This window comes from Providencia rettgeri (assembly GCF_023205015.1).
GTDB classification, from domain to species: Bacteria; Pseudomonadota; Gammaproteobacteria; order Enterobacterales; family Enterobacteriaceae; genus Providencia; species Providencia rettgeri_E.
Map to the genome: position 1 here is coordinate 2,954,758 of NZ_CP096258.1, position 14,831 is coordinate 2,969,588.

At 40.9% G+C, this 14,831-nt stretch carries 18 protein-coding genes and 1 other RNA gene; 8 read left to right on the top strand and 11 right to left on the bottom strand.

Annotated elements, in window-relative coordinates:
* Positions 1–95: 95 nt before the first annotated feature.
* The gene (grcA, locus tag M0M83_RS13445; RefSeq protein ID WP_248466730.1) at positions 96–479 is read right to left on the bottom strand and encodes an autonomous glycyl radical cofactor GrcA; all 384 of its coding nucleotides are present in this window, start codon (positions 477–479) and stop codon (positions 96–98) included.
* Positions 480–857: 378 nt separating this feature from the next.
* Here grcA and ung point away from each other — a divergent pair, with 378 nt between their 5' ends.
* Entirely contained in the window at positions 858–1,538 is a 681-nt protein-coding gene (gene ung, locus M0M83_RS13450) for a uracil-DNA glycosylase (protein ID WP_125892276.1), read from the top strand.
* A gap of 52 nt (positions 1,539–1,590) precedes the next feature.
* Here ung and grpE read toward each other — a convergent pair whose 3' ends face one another.
* Complete coding sequence (gene grpE, locus M0M83_RS13455; RefSeq protein ID WP_248466731.1) at positions 1,591–2,184, bottom strand: nucleotide exchange factor GrpE; 594 nt, start codon at positions 2,182–2,184, stop codon at positions 1,591–1,593.
* A gap of 101 nt (positions 2,185–2,285) precedes the next feature.
* Here grpE and nadK point away from each other — a divergent pair, with 101 nt between their 5' ends.
* From nadK to bamE, 3 genes are all read left to right on the top strand, one after another.
* On the top strand, positions 2,286–3,185 hold the full coding sequence (gene nadK / locus M0M83_RS13460) for an NAD(+) kinase (RefSeq protein ID WP_125892280.1): 900 nt from the start codon (positions 2,286–2,288) through the stop codon (positions 3,183–3,185).
* A gap of 86 nt (positions 3,186–3,271) precedes the next feature.
* On the top strand, positions 3,272–4,933 hold the full coding sequence (gene recN, locus M0M83_RS13465; RefSeq protein ID WP_213913148.1) for a DNA repair protein RecN: 1,662 nt from the start codon (positions 3,272–3,274) through the stop codon (positions 4,931–4,933).
* Between the two features lie 112 nt (positions 4,934–5,045).
* The gene (gene bamE / locus M0M83_RS13470) at positions 5,046–5,438 is read left to right on the top strand and encodes an outer membrane protein assembly factor BamE (RefSeq protein ID WP_125892284.1); all 393 of its coding nucleotides are present in this window, start codon (positions 5,046–5,048) and stop codon (positions 5,436–5,438) included.
* A gap of 176 nt (positions 5,439–5,614) precedes the next feature.
* On the opposite strand, the gene M0M83_RS13475 is transcribed toward bamE, so the two are convergent.
* A complete protein-coding gene (locus M0M83_RS13475; RefSeq protein ID WP_125892286.1) occupies positions 5,615–5,908 on the bottom strand; it encodes an RnfH family protein in 294 nt (97 codons plus the stop codon).
* Positions 5,901–6,335 (bottom strand): type II toxin-antitoxin system RatA family toxin, encoded by a 435-nt coding sequence (locus M0M83_RS13480; RefSeq protein WP_213913147.1) that lies wholly within the window; start codon positions 6,333–6,335, stop codon positions 5,901–5,903. Before M0M83_RS13480 ends, M0M83_RS13475 begins: the two co-directional genes overlap by 8 nt.
* 153 nt (positions 6,336–6,488) lie before the next feature.
* On the opposite strand from M0M83_RS13480, the gene smpB reads away from it, so the two are divergent.
* From smpB to M0M83_RS13500, 4 genes are all read left to right on the top strand, one after another.
* The gene (gene smpB / locus M0M83_RS13485) at positions 6,489–6,971 is read left to right on the top strand and encodes an SsrA-binding protein SmpB (RefSeq protein ID WP_004265004.1); all 483 of its coding nucleotides are present in this window, start codon (positions 6,489–6,491) and stop codon (positions 6,969–6,971) included.
* 48 nt (positions 6,972–7,019) lie between these two features.
* Positions 7,020–7,383, top strand: a transfer-messenger RNA (tmRNA) gene (gene ssrA, locus M0M83_RS13490).
* Positions 7,384–7,561: 178 nt separating this feature from the next.
* Positions 7,562–7,948 carry a hypothetical protein gene (locus M0M83_RS13495; protein ID WP_248466732.1) on the top strand — a complete coding sequence of 129 codons (387 nt, stop codon included), beginning with the start codon at positions 7,562–7,564 and terminating at the stop codon, positions 7,946–7,948.
* Positions 7,949–8,259: 311 nt separating this feature from the next.
* Positions 8,260–9,303: a hypothetical protein gene (locus M0M83_RS13500; protein WP_248466733.1), complete on the top strand. Its 1,044-nt coding sequence runs from the start codon at positions 8,260–8,262 to the stop codon at positions 9,301–9,303.
* Between the two features lie 38 nt (positions 9,304–9,341).
* On the opposite strand, the gene M0M83_RS13505 is transcribed toward M0M83_RS13500, so the two are convergent.
* From M0M83_RS13505 to M0M83_RS13535, 7 genes are read right to left on the bottom strand one after another with little or no spacing between them, the layout of a single operon-like run.
* On the bottom strand, positions 9,342–10,850 hold the full coding sequence (locus M0M83_RS13505; RefSeq protein ID WP_248466734.1) for a hypothetical protein: 1,509 nt from the start codon (positions 10,848–10,850) through the stop codon (positions 9,342–9,344).
* Between the two features lie 5 nt (positions 10,851–10,855).
* Entirely contained in the window at positions 10,856–11,515 is a 660-nt protein-coding gene (locus M0M83_RS13510) for a DUF2612 domain-containing protein (protein WP_248466735.1), read from the bottom strand.
* The gene (locus tag M0M83_RS13515; protein ID WP_248466736.1) at positions 11,512–12,699 is read right to left on the bottom strand and encodes a baseplate J/gp47 family protein; all 1,188 of its coding nucleotides are present in this window, start codon (positions 12,697–12,699) and stop codon (positions 11,512–11,514) included. The genes M0M83_RS13510 and M0M83_RS13515 overlap by 4 nt, the downstream gene beginning before the upstream one ends.
* Complete coding sequence (locus tag M0M83_RS13520; protein ID WP_248466737.1) at positions 12,692–13,036, bottom strand: hypothetical protein; 345 nt, start codon at positions 13,034–13,036, stop codon at positions 12,692–12,694. The genes M0M83_RS13515 and M0M83_RS13520 overlap by 8 nt, the downstream gene beginning before the upstream one ends.
* Positions 13,033–13,725: a Gp138 family membrane-puncturing spike protein gene (locus M0M83_RS13525; protein WP_248466738.1), complete on the bottom strand. Its 693-nt coding sequence runs from the start codon at positions 13,723–13,725 to the stop codon at positions 13,033–13,035. Before M0M83_RS13525 ends, M0M83_RS13520 begins: the two co-directional genes overlap by 4 nt.
* A gap of 3 nt (positions 13,726–13,728) precedes the next feature.
* Positions 13,729–14,544, bottom strand: a complete 816-nt coding sequence (locus M0M83_RS13530; protein WP_248468453.1) for a baseplate hub protein — start codon at positions 14,542–14,544, stop codon at positions 13,729–13,731.
* On the bottom strand, positions 14,537–14,830 hold the full coding sequence (locus M0M83_RS13535; protein ID WP_248466739.1) for a phage baseplate plug family protein: 294 nt from the start codon (positions 14,828–14,830) through the stop codon (positions 14,537–14,539). Before M0M83_RS13535 ends, M0M83_RS13530 begins: the two co-directional genes overlap by 8 nt.
* Between the last annotated feature and the right edge of the window lies 1 nt (position 14,831).

Below are 14,831 nucleotides of genomic sequence, written 5' to 3' on the forward strand. Positions count from 1 at the left end.
ATAATCAACTTTATTAGTAACAAATAAAAAGCCATTGCTAACAATGGCTTTAGAATTTAATATACGTTATTAGATGTAATTATATTTAATATTTATTACAAGCTTTCAGTGAAAGTACGAGTAATAACATCACGCTGTTGCTCAGGCGTTAATGAATTAAAACGCACTGCATAACCAGAAACACGAATTGTTAATTGTGGATATTTTTCTGGGTTTTTAACTGCATCTTCTAATGTTTCGCGACTTAATACGTTAACATTTAAGTGTTGGCCACCTTCAACGCGCACAGTTGGCTTCATTTCCAAAGGCACTTCGCGATACTCAAAAGTACCTAATTCGTCTTTAGCAACGATTTGCCCTTCGTTATAATCGGCTTTCGCGCAAACGCAACGAGCTTCATTTTTTTCGTCATCCAGTAACCAGAACGAATTCAACAGCCCTGCATTATCAGTTTTTGTAATTTGAATACCTGTAATCATGTCGACCTCCACGTTCGAGCTAGATTGCATTCGATTTACTTAATAAATCGAAGCTACATTAACCATTAATCTTATAAAAACTTGCAATTGGATATTTGGTCTAACCAATGTATATAGATATTTTATACCAGCTAGACCCTCTTGTTTCTTTGATATTTATCAATTATTCCATTTGGCAACTAATTTGGACTGCTCAACTTTATGATTTAAATCAAAATTCACAATTTGTTTTTTTAACTATTTTTACAAGATTTCAATTTTTTTTGAATTAATCGTCAACATCGGGGCTTTATCTCTCCTTCATGAACCAGTAAGCTTATGGTTATCAACTGGTTCATATAATTGTTCCTTCATAAATTCATTGTTATGGAATATTTCATGTCAAACTCCATTACGTGGCACGATGTTATTGGCCCTGAAAAATCAAAACCTTATTTCAAAGAGACGTTGGCTTATGTCGCAGAGCAACGCAAAAATGGTAAGGTAATCTACCCTGCTCAAGACGACGTTTTTAATGCATTTAAGTATACCGAGCTTTCCGATATTAAAGTCGTTATCCTAGGACAAGACCCTTATCATGGACCAGGGCAAGCCCATGGCCTCTCTTTTTCCGTACTTCCTGGTATTAAGCCACCCCCATCATTAGTGAATATGTATAAAGAGCTCGAAAAGGATATTGATGGATTTCAAAGACCGTCTCATGGTTACTTGCTCAGTTGGGCTCAACAAGGTGTTTTACTCCTTAATACCGTCCTCACCGTAGAGCAAGGCAATGCACATTCTCATGCTCATTTAGGTTGGGAAACATTTACAGATAAAGTCATTGAAGCAATTAATGAAAATACTGAGGGTGTGATTTTTTTACTCTGGGGCTCACATGCCCAGAAAAAAGGTAAAATTATTGATACCAAACGCCATCATGTTCTGAAAGCACCTCACCCTTCTCCACTTTCTGCTCACCGTGGTTTTCTCGGGTGCGGGCATTTCTCACAAACAAATGAAATTTTAGCTCAGCAGGGCAAAACCCCCATTGATTGGGCGCCAGTGATTAGTGAATAGTTTCAGGTTGTAGACATAAAAAATGGGATACTTAAGTATCCCATTTTATCAATTACTTAGATACAATAACCATTGCAGGTCTGAGTAAACGGTTATTTAACGTGTACCCTTTTTGCATCACATCAATCACATGATTAGCTTGGTGATCAGGTGACTCAATCATCGTCATCGCTTGATGAACCTCAGGATTAAATGGCACATTCACTTCACTTACAGGCTCAATACCGAACTTAGCCACTGCATCTAAGAAGGTTTTTAGCGTTAAATTTAGCCCTTCTAACATCGCTTTAGACTCTTCACTTTCGTGATCAGCAGCTTCTATTGCACGTTCCAAGTTATCAATCACTGGCAATAATTCATTTGAGAATTTTTCCAGTGCAAATTTATGTGCCTTTTCGATATCTTGCTCAGTCCTACGACGAATATTTTCAATTTCGGCGTGTGCACGTAACATCGCTTCACGTTCAGTTTTTTGTGAAGCTTCTAACTGTTGCTCAAGCTCAGCAATACGCGCGGCTAACGCTTGTTCGTCTGCTTGTAACTCATCAGCTTGTTGAACGCTGGCTTCTTGCTCAGCTTGAACTTTTTGTGATTCATTTTGTTCAAAAGCTTGCTCATTATGCATGTTTTGGTCTTTACTACTCATGAATATCTCCGCGTATTTAGCATTAATCCCATATATGAGAGTATTATGGGGATCTAATACAGGGATTCAAGGGAAGTCATACAATCAGAGGCCAAAAAAGTATGCAAAAGGGCAATAATACACCACAACCACATTTTAAAACGATAGGCATTGTCGGGCACCCTAGGCACCCTGAGGCTTTGGCGACTCATGAATTAATATACCATTGGCTAGTTTCAAAAAAATATCATGCCATTATCGATAAACAAGTTGCTAAAGATTTAAAATTAACCAATGCCAACACCGGGACATTAACTGAAATAGGCCAACAGGCTGACTTAGTTGTCGTCGTAGGGGGAGATGGCAACATGCTTGGCGCTGCGCGTATTTTATCTCGGTATAATAATAAAGTTATTGGTGTAAATCGCGGTAATCTCGGTTTTCTTACTGATTTAGACCCTGATAACGCATTACAACAACTTTCGAGTGTTCTTGAAGGTAAATATCGTGAAGAAAGACGTTTTTTGCTAGAAGCTCAAGTTATTAAAGCTAACCAAAAAGCCCGTAAAAGCAGCGCAATTAACGAAATTGTTCTACACCCAGGCAAAGTTGCCCATATGATCGAATTCGAGGTCTATATTGATGAAAAATTTGCCTTTTCTCAACGTTCTGATGGCTTAATTATCGCCACACCAACGGGCTCTACAGCGTATTCTCTTTCTGCTGGTGGCCCTATCTTAACCCCGAATTTGGATGCAATTGTATTGGTTCCTATGTTTCCACATACCTTATCCTCAAGGCCTCTAGTCATTAGCAGTGACAGCAGTATTCGGCTGAAATTCTTACGAACAAATATTGATTATGAAGTCAGCTGTGACAGCCAAATTATGCTCCCTATTCAGGATGGCGAGGAGGTCATTGTTAAACGTAGTAATAAAAACCTTAATTTAGTTCATCCACAAGATTATAATTATTTCAATACGTTAAGTTCAAAACTAGGATGGGCTAAAAAAACTTTTTAATTTTTTCACTCTGCCTCTTTACTGTATAAAAAAACAGTCATACACTGTATTAAAACACAGGTGTGTATTTTTACAGGAGAGCGCAGATGCTTACCCAACTAACAATCAATAATTTTGCCATCGTCCGTGAATTAGAAATTGATTTCCGTAATGGTATGACAACCATAACTGGTGAAACAGGTGCGGGTAAGTCTATTGCTATTGATGCACTTGGCCTGTGTCTAGGGAATCGGGGTGAAGCCAATATGGTACGTCCCGGTGCACAACGTGCTGACCTTTGCGCTCGCTTTTCCTTAGTAGATGCACAAATGGCTGCCAATTGGCTTACAGAACACCAACTTGATAACCAAAGTGAGTGCTTATTACGTCGTACTATCTCTCCAGACGGGCGTTCACGTGGCTTTATTAACGGCGTTTCAGTTCCTTTATCACAACTTAGAGAGCTAGGCACATTACTGATCCAAATTCATGGCCAGCACGCACACCAACTCTTGCTAGATAGCGCTCATCAAAAATCCCTGCTTGATGCTTATTCAAACCAGCAAGAACTGCTTGTTCAAATGAAAAAAGCATGGCAAACATGGCATGATTCCTGCCAACAATTAGCCATATTTCAAAAACAGATGCAAGAGCGTGAATCTCGGCAGCTGCTGCTGGAATACCATCTGAAAGAACTAAATGAATTCCTCCCTGTTCAAGGAGAATTTGAAGAGATAGACCAAGAATATAAACAGCTTGCTAATCATGGGCAATTTTTAGCTATTGGGCAATCAACAACGCAAATACTCTCTGAAAATGATGATGCAAATGTTATTAGCTTATTAAATATAGCAAAAAATGAATTGACTGATTTGGTCGCTCTTAACCCTAAATTTTCAGAGCTACTTGATATGCTTGAAGAAGCATCGATACAAGTCAGCGAAGTCAGTGATGAAATTAAGCACTATTGTGACCAATATGAGCTTGACCCTAATCGTTTGTTTGAACTCGAAAAGCGCATCTCTAAACAAATTAACTTAGCACGTAAACACCATGTCACACCAGAAGCCTTACCTGAATTATTTCAGCAATTACTAAGTGAACAAGAACAGATAGTCAATCAGAATGAAGACGCAGAAGCCTTAAATGCGCAAGTACAAGCAAATCATCATATAGCTCTCGAATGTGCAGAACGTTTACACCATGTACGTCTGCACTATGCCCAAGAATTAAGTACATTAATTACCAATAGTATGCATCAACTTTCAATGCCTCATGGCCTATTTACTATTGATGTAAAATTTATACCTGAACAACTACAAATCGATGGTGCCTGTAAAGTAGAATTCAATGTGACGACTAACCCTGGGCAGCCACATCAAGCGCTTGCTAAAGTTGCATCGGGTGGTGAATTATCACGTATAGCATTAGCTATCCAAGTCATTACTGCTAAAAAGATGGATACACCTGCATTAATATTTGATGAAGTCGATGTCGGTATTAGTGGGCCAACAGCGGCAATTGTAGGGAAATTACTACGTGAACTCGGTGAGTCAACGCAAGTGATGTGCGTAACACATTTACCACAAGTCGCTGGGTGTGGTCATCATCACTTTTATGTGAGTAAAGAGACAAATGGCATAGAAACAGAAACTCACATGCAATTACTGGATAAAAAAGCTAGATTACAAGAGCTTGCACGTCTTCTCGCTGGTTCTGAGGTAACAAAAAATACGCTTGCCAATGCTAAAGAGCTACTTGCAGCATAATTTTTGACAACTTTTTTATGCTTATGTGGTCTTAGAGTCGATAAGGAAGGTTTTAAATTGTATCAATGTCGATTATCATTGATGTTCTGACTCCAAAAGGAATGAGATATCCATGCGTTATAAATTGTTAACTGCTGCAGCACTATCACTCGCATTAATGTCTACGGGCTGTTCAATGATGGAACGTCTTGTCTATCACCCAGACATTAACCAAGGTAATTACCTCACAGCGAAAGATGTTGCTAAGATCCAAAAAGGAATGACACAGCAACAAGTCGCTTATACTTTGGGCACGCCAATGTTATCTGACCCATTTGGTACTCAGACTTGGTATTATGTTTTCCGCCAAGAACTTGGGCATGACCCAGTTCAGCAAGAAACTTTAACTCTGATCTTTGATCGTAATGGCATTCTGACTGACATCAAAAACGAGAAAAATCTTGCCGCGCAAGAATCAATGGAAGCCGCTGAAACAAAAGTATCAGAAACTAAAGCAGCGGAATAACCTAAGACACTAGAGCTACTTAGAATGATAATAACGCCCTGTCTTTTTAAAAGTTACCTAGGCAGGTTGTTATTATAAATGTCTTTATTACAGATTTATTTAATCTCATTTAAATTAAATAAATTTCAATAAAAAACCGAGCTTTTGCTCGGTTTGCTACTCTAGAATAAGGTGACTTATTTTTTATTTTCTTTAGATTTTTCAGCTCGCTTACGACGTAATTCTTTTGGATCTGCAATCAAAGGTCGATAAATCTCAACCCGATCCCCATCTTGCACTAAATCAGTCAATTTTGCGGGGCGACTATAAATACCAATCTTATTTTTTTTAAGGTCAATATCATCCCTAAGAGCTAGGATGCCAGAAGCAAGTATCGCTTCTTCTACTGTACTACCCTCTTTAACTTTAACCGATAGCAAAAATTGCTTTTCAGGAAGCGCATATGTCACTTCAATATTCAGCTCAGACACTGTAAACATCCTTCGCTCTTAAAGTAAAAGCTTGAACCATATTATTTGCTAATTCTTTGAAAATTTTACCAAATGCAAGCTCTATCAATTTATTTGTAAACTCAAAATCAAGGTGAAACTCGATTTTACAAGCGTCAGCACTTAAAGGAATAAATCTCCAGCCACCCGCTAATTTACTAAATGGCCCTTCCACAAGTTGCATATGAATGCACTTATTATCTTCTAGCACATTTTTTGTGACAAAAGTTTTGCTAATGCCTGCTTTTGACACTTCAACAGAAGCGGTCATTTCTTCAGAACTATGACTAATAATTTGGCTACCGACACACCCAGGCAAAAAGCTTGGATATGAAATAACGTCATTAACGAGTTTATACATTTGTTCTGCGCTAAACGGAACTAACGCAGAGCGGCTAATCTGTGGCATATCAATTCCTATCCCCAAAAACTGAGCGTATAATACCATCTTTGATTGGTTAAACAAAAAACAAAACCCACATAGGGCAAGATTTGCACAATCAAAAAAATATCAGCTTAGAAAGATTTCTTTCAACTCAGCTTACAGTATAATGATTGCACTATGACAAAGAAAAAACCATATAAACCCGGTTCAGCAACAATTGCTATGAACAAGCGTGCTCGCCACGAATATTCTATCGAAGAGGAGTTCGAGGCGGGTCTATCCCTACAAGGTTGGGAAGTTAAATCACTCCGAGCAGGCAAAGCCAACATTGGAGATAGCTACGTTCTTTTAAGGGACGGCGAAGCTTATTTATTCGGTGCAAACTTCACTCCACTGACAGTTGCATCATCGCATGTTGTCTGTGATCCAACTCGTAGCCGTAAATTGCTTCTAAATCAACGTGAACTAGATACACTCTACGGTAAAGTCAATCGTGAAGGTTATACCGTTATTGCACTTTCCCTATACTGGAAAAATGCATGGTGTAAAGTTAAAATCGGTGTTGCCAGAGGTAAAAAATCTCACGATAAACGTTCTGATATTAAAGAACGTGAATGGCAGCTCGATAAAGCACGTATAATGAAACATTCTAACCGCTAACCTCTAGCTTTATAGAGTATTTTCCTGTTATACTGCGCACAACAACTTGGGGCTGATTCTGGATTCGACGGGATTTGCGAAACCCAAGGTGCATGCCGAGGGGCGGTTGGCCTCGTAAAAAGCCGCAAAAAAATAGTCGCAAACGACGAAAACTACGCTTTAGCAGCTTAATAACCTGCTTAGAGCCCTCTCTCCCTAGCTTCCGCTCTTAAGACGGGGATCAAGAGAGGTCAAACCCAAAAGAGATCGCGTGAATGCCTTGCCTGGGGTTGCAGCGTTAAATTTAATCAGGATAGTTTGTTGATGGCGTGTCTGTCCGCAGTTGGCAAATGAATTTAAAGACTAGACTAAGCATGTAGTACCGAGGATGTAGAAATTTCGGACGCGGGTTCAACTCCCGCCAGCTCCACCAAATTTGGTGGGTCAGTGATAGGACAACAGGTTTAAAAACAGGAAGTTAGCAAAATCAGTTGGACTAGACACTGGCAACATTAAGACTAGAAAGTGCACGTGAAATGCACGCGCATTTGAAAGTTACTAAAAGCTCACTTCGGTGGGCTTTTTACTATCTGCGATTCAAAGAGGCGCCAATGAAATACTTTTCTGAATGTAACACTCTGGAAAATAGAGCTCTTCAAATTTGGCAAATCCTGATAGGGTTTGCTTATAATAGAAAAATTACTACATATGGTGAAATTGCTGATATTCTGCATTATGACGGTGCTGGAGTTTTAGATCGTCAACTCGGGCACATTCTACACTTCTGCGCCCAAAATAAGCTTCCTCCCCTAACAGTTTTAGTCGTAAACGCTGAAACAGGATTACCTGGTTCTGGTTTCGATACACCAAGCGATTTACATAGTGATAGAGAGTTTGTCTTTAATTACGATTGGTTTAATCTTATCCCTCCAACTCCATCTGAATTCGCTGAGTCGTGGAAAATTGCAAAACAAAATGGTTATAAGGTGAATTACTAGCGTTGTATTAAAGATAAAAAGAAAGCTTTACCTCTGTAATATTGAAGGCCAATCTTTTATGGTTGGCTTTTTTATATATGATACTTACTGATGATAAAATTTTTCAATTTTTAGCTTCATAGTTTTCTTTTAAACGACTAACGCCTCTCTAACGAATCAGCACTTTGATAACTGAGTCTCAAAATCCCCCCAATTACATAACTAAAATTCAGTAATCTGCTTCATTTATCATAGATATACATTCATATCGCTAATATAATGGATTATAAGGTTTTTTAGTATTCACATGATTTATGTTACCGAGGCTCATAATGCAACAACGTAAAAAGACCGTTCCGATTTTAATTGCACTTATCGTCATACTCGCAATTGCTGCTATCGTATTTAATCGCATGTATATGAAATACAGACATGAAAACAAAGTATTGCAAAGCACCATTGGTACCGAGACCCTTATCAATAATGGTTTATCATATGAAAAAACTGGTATTGATAAGACGGTCAAAGCGCTATATGAAAATACAGCAAAGGATTGTGGTGCAAACTCACCAGCTTATGAATGCTCAGGTTTAGTTACCCATGGTCTAAGATTGCAAGAACAACAATCACCTTGGTCACACCGACCAATTGATGAAAATAATAGCGTTGCATTCTCTTTTTTACGCAAAGATCATAAATTTTCATCTTCTGCCGACTACGGCAGTGGGTTTATTTTCTTCCCACTAAAATCAGTCCCGCAAGGTAAAGATAGCTATACCGTTCTTTGTGCATACCCAGCGGATGGTTCAACTGACGCTAAAAAAACAAATAACTTTGGTTGTGGGCCTTTAGTTGATGAGACTATTCCAGATTTCTATTCAAAAGAAATCCTAGCTAAAGTGAAAGAAAATGGTATCGAAAAAAACTCTGGAAACTGCCTTGATTATAATTTAGACACGGCGCAAAAATGGTTTGATTTCCACATTAAAAATCATTATTTCCAAGATAAATCTATCATTATGAATATGTTCTCTTGCTCATACCCGATGGCTGGAAATCAGAAAAGTGCAGAATCATTCAGTGTAGTTACTGATATTAGAAAGCTACTTGATGAAAAAGAAGAATATAAGCCAACTAACTGGAACAATGAATTGCTTATTACTGCATGGAATAGCAGTAAACCAGAAACACTTCCTATTATGGCTATATTCTATACCATTGGGGAAACTACAACTTTAAATAATGCTTTATTATACCAACGTAGTTTCTTTGATAAAACAGGCGAAATTATTCCTATCGTTGGTATCAAATTCCCTGCAGATAAAAATGATGAAGCTGAGTTTGTCGAATTTGTTAACAAAGTTGATACAAAATAGCTTAGATAAAATAAGCGTGCATTTGCACGCTTATGGCCTTATCTCAACTCTGACCAAATACTGACCCCACTATTCGCGACGCCACTTGAATAATTAAATTTATATCTTGCACCTGAAGGTACAATGATTGTTGTCTGAGGCTTAGAATTCCCTCCATATCCCACAGATCTTGCAACTAATACATCGTTCACGTATGCATCTAACCCCACATAAGTATCACGAGCACCATTTGTTGATACAGAAACAAAAATAGGTTTGCCCGTAGCATTAGTGTAGTTGGTACCAATTACACGTGAAGCCGTTACATTTTGCCATGTTTGCCCATAACCAAGCCCACTACCTGCGGCAAGCTTGCTGTCAATCTCCGTTTTTGTGTAAGTCCCTACATCTGCCGCGTTCAATGATACATCAGCACTCAAGACTTTGTTGTTGACTTTACGAGTATTAGGTACTCGATTATTAGCGTTATTATTCGCATTTGTCGCCGCAGTATTTGCAGCATTCGCTGTATTTTGTGCGTTAGTCCCTGCTGCTTTGGCGTCTGCAATCCTAGTGTCGGATTCTGCTTTTGTATAAGCCCCTACATCTCCCGCAGTTAATGAAATATCAACATTTAACGGTTTACCATTCACTTTGCGCGTATTTGGTACGCGGCCATTAGCATTGCTATTCACGGCATCAAATTTAGAGTTTACCGTGCTATTTGTTGCATAATCCCCCGATGGTTGATAACTCCCTTTTGGCTGATATCGCCCATCCCCTTCCGCCTTGGTGTAACTGTCACCTTTGAGTGCATAATTACCTGCGGGGGCATAGTTGCCTTTGGGTTGATAGTTGGTATCAGACTCCGCTTTCGAATAGCTATAGCCTGCCGCTTGATAGCTGCCTTTAGGTTGATACTTACTATCAGTTTCAGCCTTGGTATAACTATCCCCTTTTAAGGCATAGTCACCTGATGGCTGATAACTGCCTTTTGGCTGATATCGTGTATCCCCTTCTGCCTTCGTGTAGCTTTCACCTTTAAGTGCATAGTTGCCTGCAGGGGCATAATTGCCTTTAGCTTGATAGTTGGTATCAGATTCGGCTTTAGAATAGCTATAACCTGCCGCTTGGTAATTACCTAACGGTTGGAAACGCTTGTCAGACTCCGTTTTGGTATACACATTGATATCACCGGCACTTAAATCGGCTTTCAGTTCCTGCCATGCTGTACCAGCGACAGGCTCAACATTGTTATTTTCAATCTTCGACTGCCACGTTTTGTTTTTATGATAAACAATAGCGCGGATTGGGTATGGCTTGCCTTCTGCGGCCCACTTAGGGAAACCAAAGCTTTGTAATTCCCCTACTGCTTCGGTGATATCGTGAAACATACCGTTCATCTTTTCACGTTCAATATCTTTGGCGGCCGGATCAGTTTGTTGGTCACGCTCATAATCGTAGCTATAGCCTTGCGTGTAAGAAACCGCGCCATCGGCTTGCACATCATCGGGAATAGAAGTCCTGTCCCCTTGTGTTGCAAAGGGGATTTTAAAGATTTTTGTCATGAGTTTTAGGCTCCGAAATTACTGCTAAGGAAGTTTTTACGATGTTGGCCGTGACCAAAGGCTTTTTTCGTCACGATACGATATTTAACCCCTACCCCTGATGGGCGAGGCATAAGATCAAAGTTTTCAAGAAGAACCCGTAATCGTTCATCTGGATTGAAATTAAACACGTAATACAGATAGGTCATATCAAGCGGATCAAGTACAAACACTTTACTGTCTGCTTGCCAAAAGAACCGTTTAAGAAATTCGTTAATATTGGTGACCGTTGGGCTTTGCGTAAGGTTAAAATAGCGCATACGCACGATGAGACGTTTTTGGTCGACGGTAAGCGATAAGGTGTAATCGGCATTACGCCGAAAATTGCCTTTGAAATTGGCATTCTTTTTACCAAAACCAAAGCCAATTTTCGTTTTATCACTCGGGGGAACATCAATGCCCAATGGCACATCAAGAATACGCGCCCAAATATTTAGCCCAAACTCGTTCGCAGTATCGATATTAAATACATCACGGTACCAATCACGCCAAAACTGGATAGTGGATTGTTCAAAATAGTCCGCTTTGTATTTTGCTAACGCCTTAAGGTTTGTCGCATCTTCATATTGCCAAAGGATCGCTTTTAATAAATCAGAGTGAAAATCAAACGATTGAATTTTGCTCATACCAGCACCACCTGTACCGCGCTACGTTTGAGCCTTGCCACCTCATTCATTTTGATTTCATAATTATTTGAAGACCAGGCTTTGCCATCGGTTGAAAGTTCGACACGTGTAATAAACAAACGAGGCTCAACAGCATTGATACCGGCTGATATTTCAAAAGGCGATACATCGCGCCCCACCACTAAACCGCCCTCACCATCGATATCCCCATTTGCCCATGACTCAACCGCGGCGGGAATAATCGTTTGTGCATCGACGGTGGCTTTTTTTACTGTCACTCGGCAGAACAACACAATTTCTTTCGCTCTATCGAATTTAACGGGATAAATTTGTCCGCTGATGGTTTCTAATACGTCAACTTCTTCACTGCCGTTAAAAGCCGCACCCAGCGTTTTTGTACGTAGTAACGAACGGGCAATCGCCTCTTTATCACCCCCTTCAACACTCACATAAATGCTATGGGGAACTAACGTGATCCCATCAAACATCATCGGTTGGTCAGTGTAGTTTTCTCGATACGCCAACGAACGCACACCTTCTAACTCATACAGTGCCGAAGTAATTGCTTCTCCCACACTGACGGTGTTTTTGGCTAATGTCTGCTTGCGTCGTCGCCTTGATTGCAGATCTGATTCAGCATTTCGCCCCAACACCGCATTGCTGGGGTTATGAACAGTTTCCCAACCTAATACCGAACTGGCCACTTTATTGAGTTGACCCACACCGCACTCAACCGCCCCTGTTTCAATGGCGCGCATATCCCCAGTGACTGAGCCATCTTTACCGATAATTAAGGTTTTGGTTGTTTCGAATAAGTCGCCATTCAGCGTGGACGCTTGTGACCCCTTAGGGATGATAGTTTCGGAAATACCCGTGAATTTCACCTGTGATAAAAAGGAGTGAGTCGCATCAAAACGCTGCCCGCCCATTAAGGCCCATATTGCATCAAGGAAAATACCACCGGCTAAATCGGGGTTAATTTGATTGGCCAATTCAGCATTATTGCGCACAACGGCGTCCCGATTTTCGACCTCCATGGTGATCAATGCGCCTTGCGGGGTTTCAGGGTTAACATCCAGTTGCTGGCCAAAGACACTTTTAAATTCGTTTTCAACGTCATCACGTAAGGTGCTGGTATCCGGCACAATTACACCCTGTGACGTAATATATTGATAATCAGCCATTAAGCGTTATCTCCCCATAAATGGTTTGGATCACCGCGGTATAGTTCAGCGAGTTATCCGCGATTAATGCCGAAAATGACACCACCGATATCACATCATCCAATTCACGTATTCGGTCACGAAACGCCGCTTCAAATAACGGAATGTCCGCCTGTCGCCCAAAGGTGGTTTTCCAGTAAGGAATCCCCATATCGAGCTTATGCAGCATTTCACCACGGAGTGCTTTGGCATAATGTTCACAACGGTTTTTAGATGCCCGTTCACCACTCACAAGAGCTAAATTTCCACTGTTCCCCAAATGGATATCGTTATTGTTGTTTACATCAAAAGTTATCATATGGGCTCTCCTGTATTGCTATCACCTCGTTGAATGCCATTGTGTTTATGCGTTGAGCCGATATCTTTACCGTTGTGTTTCATCGTGCCACCGTTTGAATCGCTGTGACCGTTTACGGCCTGATTGCCATTCACTGTGACATTACCGTTAAAGGTGGTCTCGGGCACATTAACTTCAAGAACGGGCGAATCTAAAACCGCTTTACCCTCATGCAGTGACAGACACACGGAGCCATCCATGGATTGGATAACCAAGGCATCCGTATTTTTGCCATCAATTAACCAGCCTTTAAGCGTGTCAGGAAAGAACATGGCATCGCTGAAAGTATGTAACCGTGCCGTATTCGGTTCATCTTCTAAACCGCCTCGCTGAAAGACCAAGCTGATATCGCGGTCATTGGCTTTTAGCCAACCGAAATCACCCGCCTTGATCGGCATACGAATAAAAAAGCCACCGCCGCCAAAACGAAAAACGGGAATATTCGGTACCGCTGCTCGCCCGACTTTTTGTCCTTGCGTCGATACCATCATGACGAGCGGCTTAATCACCGCGCGGTTAGTTTTATCGTCATAGCTCACCACAGTCGCTGGGAGCATGTCGTCAATATTCATCAATAGGCTACGAAATGCGGCCATAAACTGCCCTGCCAAGCTGCCTTCGCTAGCAATATCACTGTTGGGTTGGTTCATGGTTTACACTCGTTTGCAGGTCGCTTGATAGAAAAAAGGATCGTCATGAGAGGCAATGTCGAACTTAAGTTGCTCAATAATGTAGTCGCCATTTAAGGCAGGATTAAACTTGCTTTCAAGGCGTAACATGCCGCCTAATGACGACTCGCTATCAATTAAATAAGTGACATCGACACCTTTTTCCGTGGCTTTCGGTATCCCTACCATGCCCGATTTTTGGTTAAGAATTCGCAAGCGGCCACTTAACGCTTTATCCTGGTCTTTCACATATAACATATCGTCGTCGATAAACGCCTTCACATTGCCCGCATCTTGCAGCCGTTCCACTTGCTTGAGTGCCGGCCCACAAAAGTACCAATTGGCAATATTTTTATCGGTGGCTTGAAAATCCAATTTAACCCCGCAATCCTGCGCTATGTTCTTAGCCAGCTCGCTCATTTTACTTATGGCACTACCGGACGAAGAAACAATATCACGCGCAGTTGTATTGTTGGTTTTCGCTTTTAAGGTCAGGGTGACATCAGGCGGTGAGGCGATTTCTGCGCTAACAATATCCCCCACATAAATGCGAAAAATACCGGTGCTAACACGGCCGGCTTCAACAATTAAACGGTGCGGTTTCTTCGCTTGGGTATAAGGGCTGGTTTCGGTCAGCAACATATTGCGTGTTGTCGCATTGAGGCCATCGATATTCACCGTGCATTCATTTTGCAGGGGATTGGCATATTTAGTGCCGTTAGCACGAATTCGCAGCCCCTCATACCATTGCAGCCGACCATTAACTTCAATCCCTAATCGTATGCGGCGTAAATCAATCATCATCCCCCCACCAAACAAGACTGTGTGATTGGCCAAACTGCGCCCACCACGGATATTCATCATTTTCAGTGATAAAGGCGAAATTACCGTTACCCGATAAATATCGGTAGGGGATCAGCGGTTGATTGGGCATCACACGAATGCCTTGCAATAGAACCACATCATTGCGCTTGATATCACAACACATTGTTGTTCGCGCCACTTTAATCGTCAGCTCCCATTCGTCACCGCCAAGGCTCACGCGCAAACGTTGATTAGGCACGGCATTTAAAGGAATATCTTGCATC

What these genes read in the sequence shown, in the direction of transcription:
- grpE (WP_248466731.1), bottom strand. Translation starts at nt 2,184, where the DNA reads ATGAGTAGTAAAGACCAAAACATGCATAATGAGCAAGCTTTTGAACAA.
- bamE (WP_125892284.1), top strand. Translation starts at nt 5,046, where the DNA reads ATGCGTTATAAATTGTTAACTGCTGCAGCACTATCACTCGCATTAATG.
- M0M83_RS13535 (WP_248466739.1), bottom strand. Translation starts at nt 14,830, where the DNA reads ATGCAAGATATTCCTTTAAATGCCGTGCCTAATCAACGTTTGCGCGTG.
- M0M83_RS13515 (WP_248466736.1), bottom strand. Translation starts at nt 12,699, where the DNA reads ATGGCTGATTATCAATATATTACGTCACAGGGTGTAATTGTGCCGGAT.
- M0M83_RS13500 (WP_248466733.1), top strand. Translation starts at nt 8,260, where the DNA reads ATGCAACAACGTAAAAAGACCGTTCCGATTTTAATTGCACTTATCGTC.
- grcA (WP_248466730.1), bottom strand. Translation starts at nt 479, where the DNA reads ATGATTACAGGTATTCAAATTACAAAAACTGATAATGCAGGGCTGTTG.
- ung (WP_125892276.1), top strand. Translation starts at nt 858, where the DNA reads ATGTCAAACTCCATTACGTGGCACGATGTTATTGGCCCTGAAAAATCA.
- M0M83_RS13480 (WP_213913147.1), bottom strand. Translation starts at nt 6,335, where the DNA reads ATGCCACAGATTAGCCGCTCTGCGTTAGTTCCGTTTAGCGCAGAACAA.
- M0M83_RS13495 (WP_248466732.1), top strand. Translation starts at nt 7,562, where the DNA reads ATGAAATACTTTTCTGAATGTAACACTCTGGAAAATAGAGCTCTTCAA.
- smpB (WP_004265004.1), top strand. Translation starts at nt 6,489, where the DNA reads ATGACAAAGAAAAAACCATATAAACCCGGTTCAGCAACAATTGCTATG.
- M0M83_RS13505 (WP_248466734.1), bottom strand. Translation starts at nt 10,850, where the DNA reads ATGACAAAAATCTTTAAAATCCCCTTTGCAACACAAGGGGACAGGACT.
- M0M83_RS13525 (WP_248466738.1), bottom strand. Translation starts at nt 13,725, where the DNA reads ATGAACCAACCCAACAGTGATATTGCTAGCGAAGGCAGCTTGGCAGGG.
- M0M83_RS13520 (WP_248466737.1), bottom strand. Translation starts at nt 13,036, where the DNA reads ATGATAACTTTTGATGTAAACAACAATAACGATATCCATTTGGGGAAC.
- M0M83_RS13530 (WP_248468453.1), bottom strand. Translation starts at nt 14,544, where the DNA reads ATGATTGATTTACGCCGCATACGATTAGGGATTGAAGTTAATGGTCGG.
- nadK (WP_125892280.1), top strand. Translation starts at nt 2,286, where the DNA reads ATGCAAAAGGGCAATAATACACCACAACCACATTTTAAAACGATAGGC.
- M0M83_RS13510 (WP_248466735.1), bottom strand. Translation starts at nt 11,515, where the DNA reads ATGAGCAAAATTCAATCGTTTGATTTTCACTCTGATTTATTAAAAGCG.
- recN (WP_213913148.1), top strand. Translation starts at nt 3,272, where the DNA reads ATGCTTACCCAACTAACAATCAATAATTTTGCCATCGTCCGTGAATTA.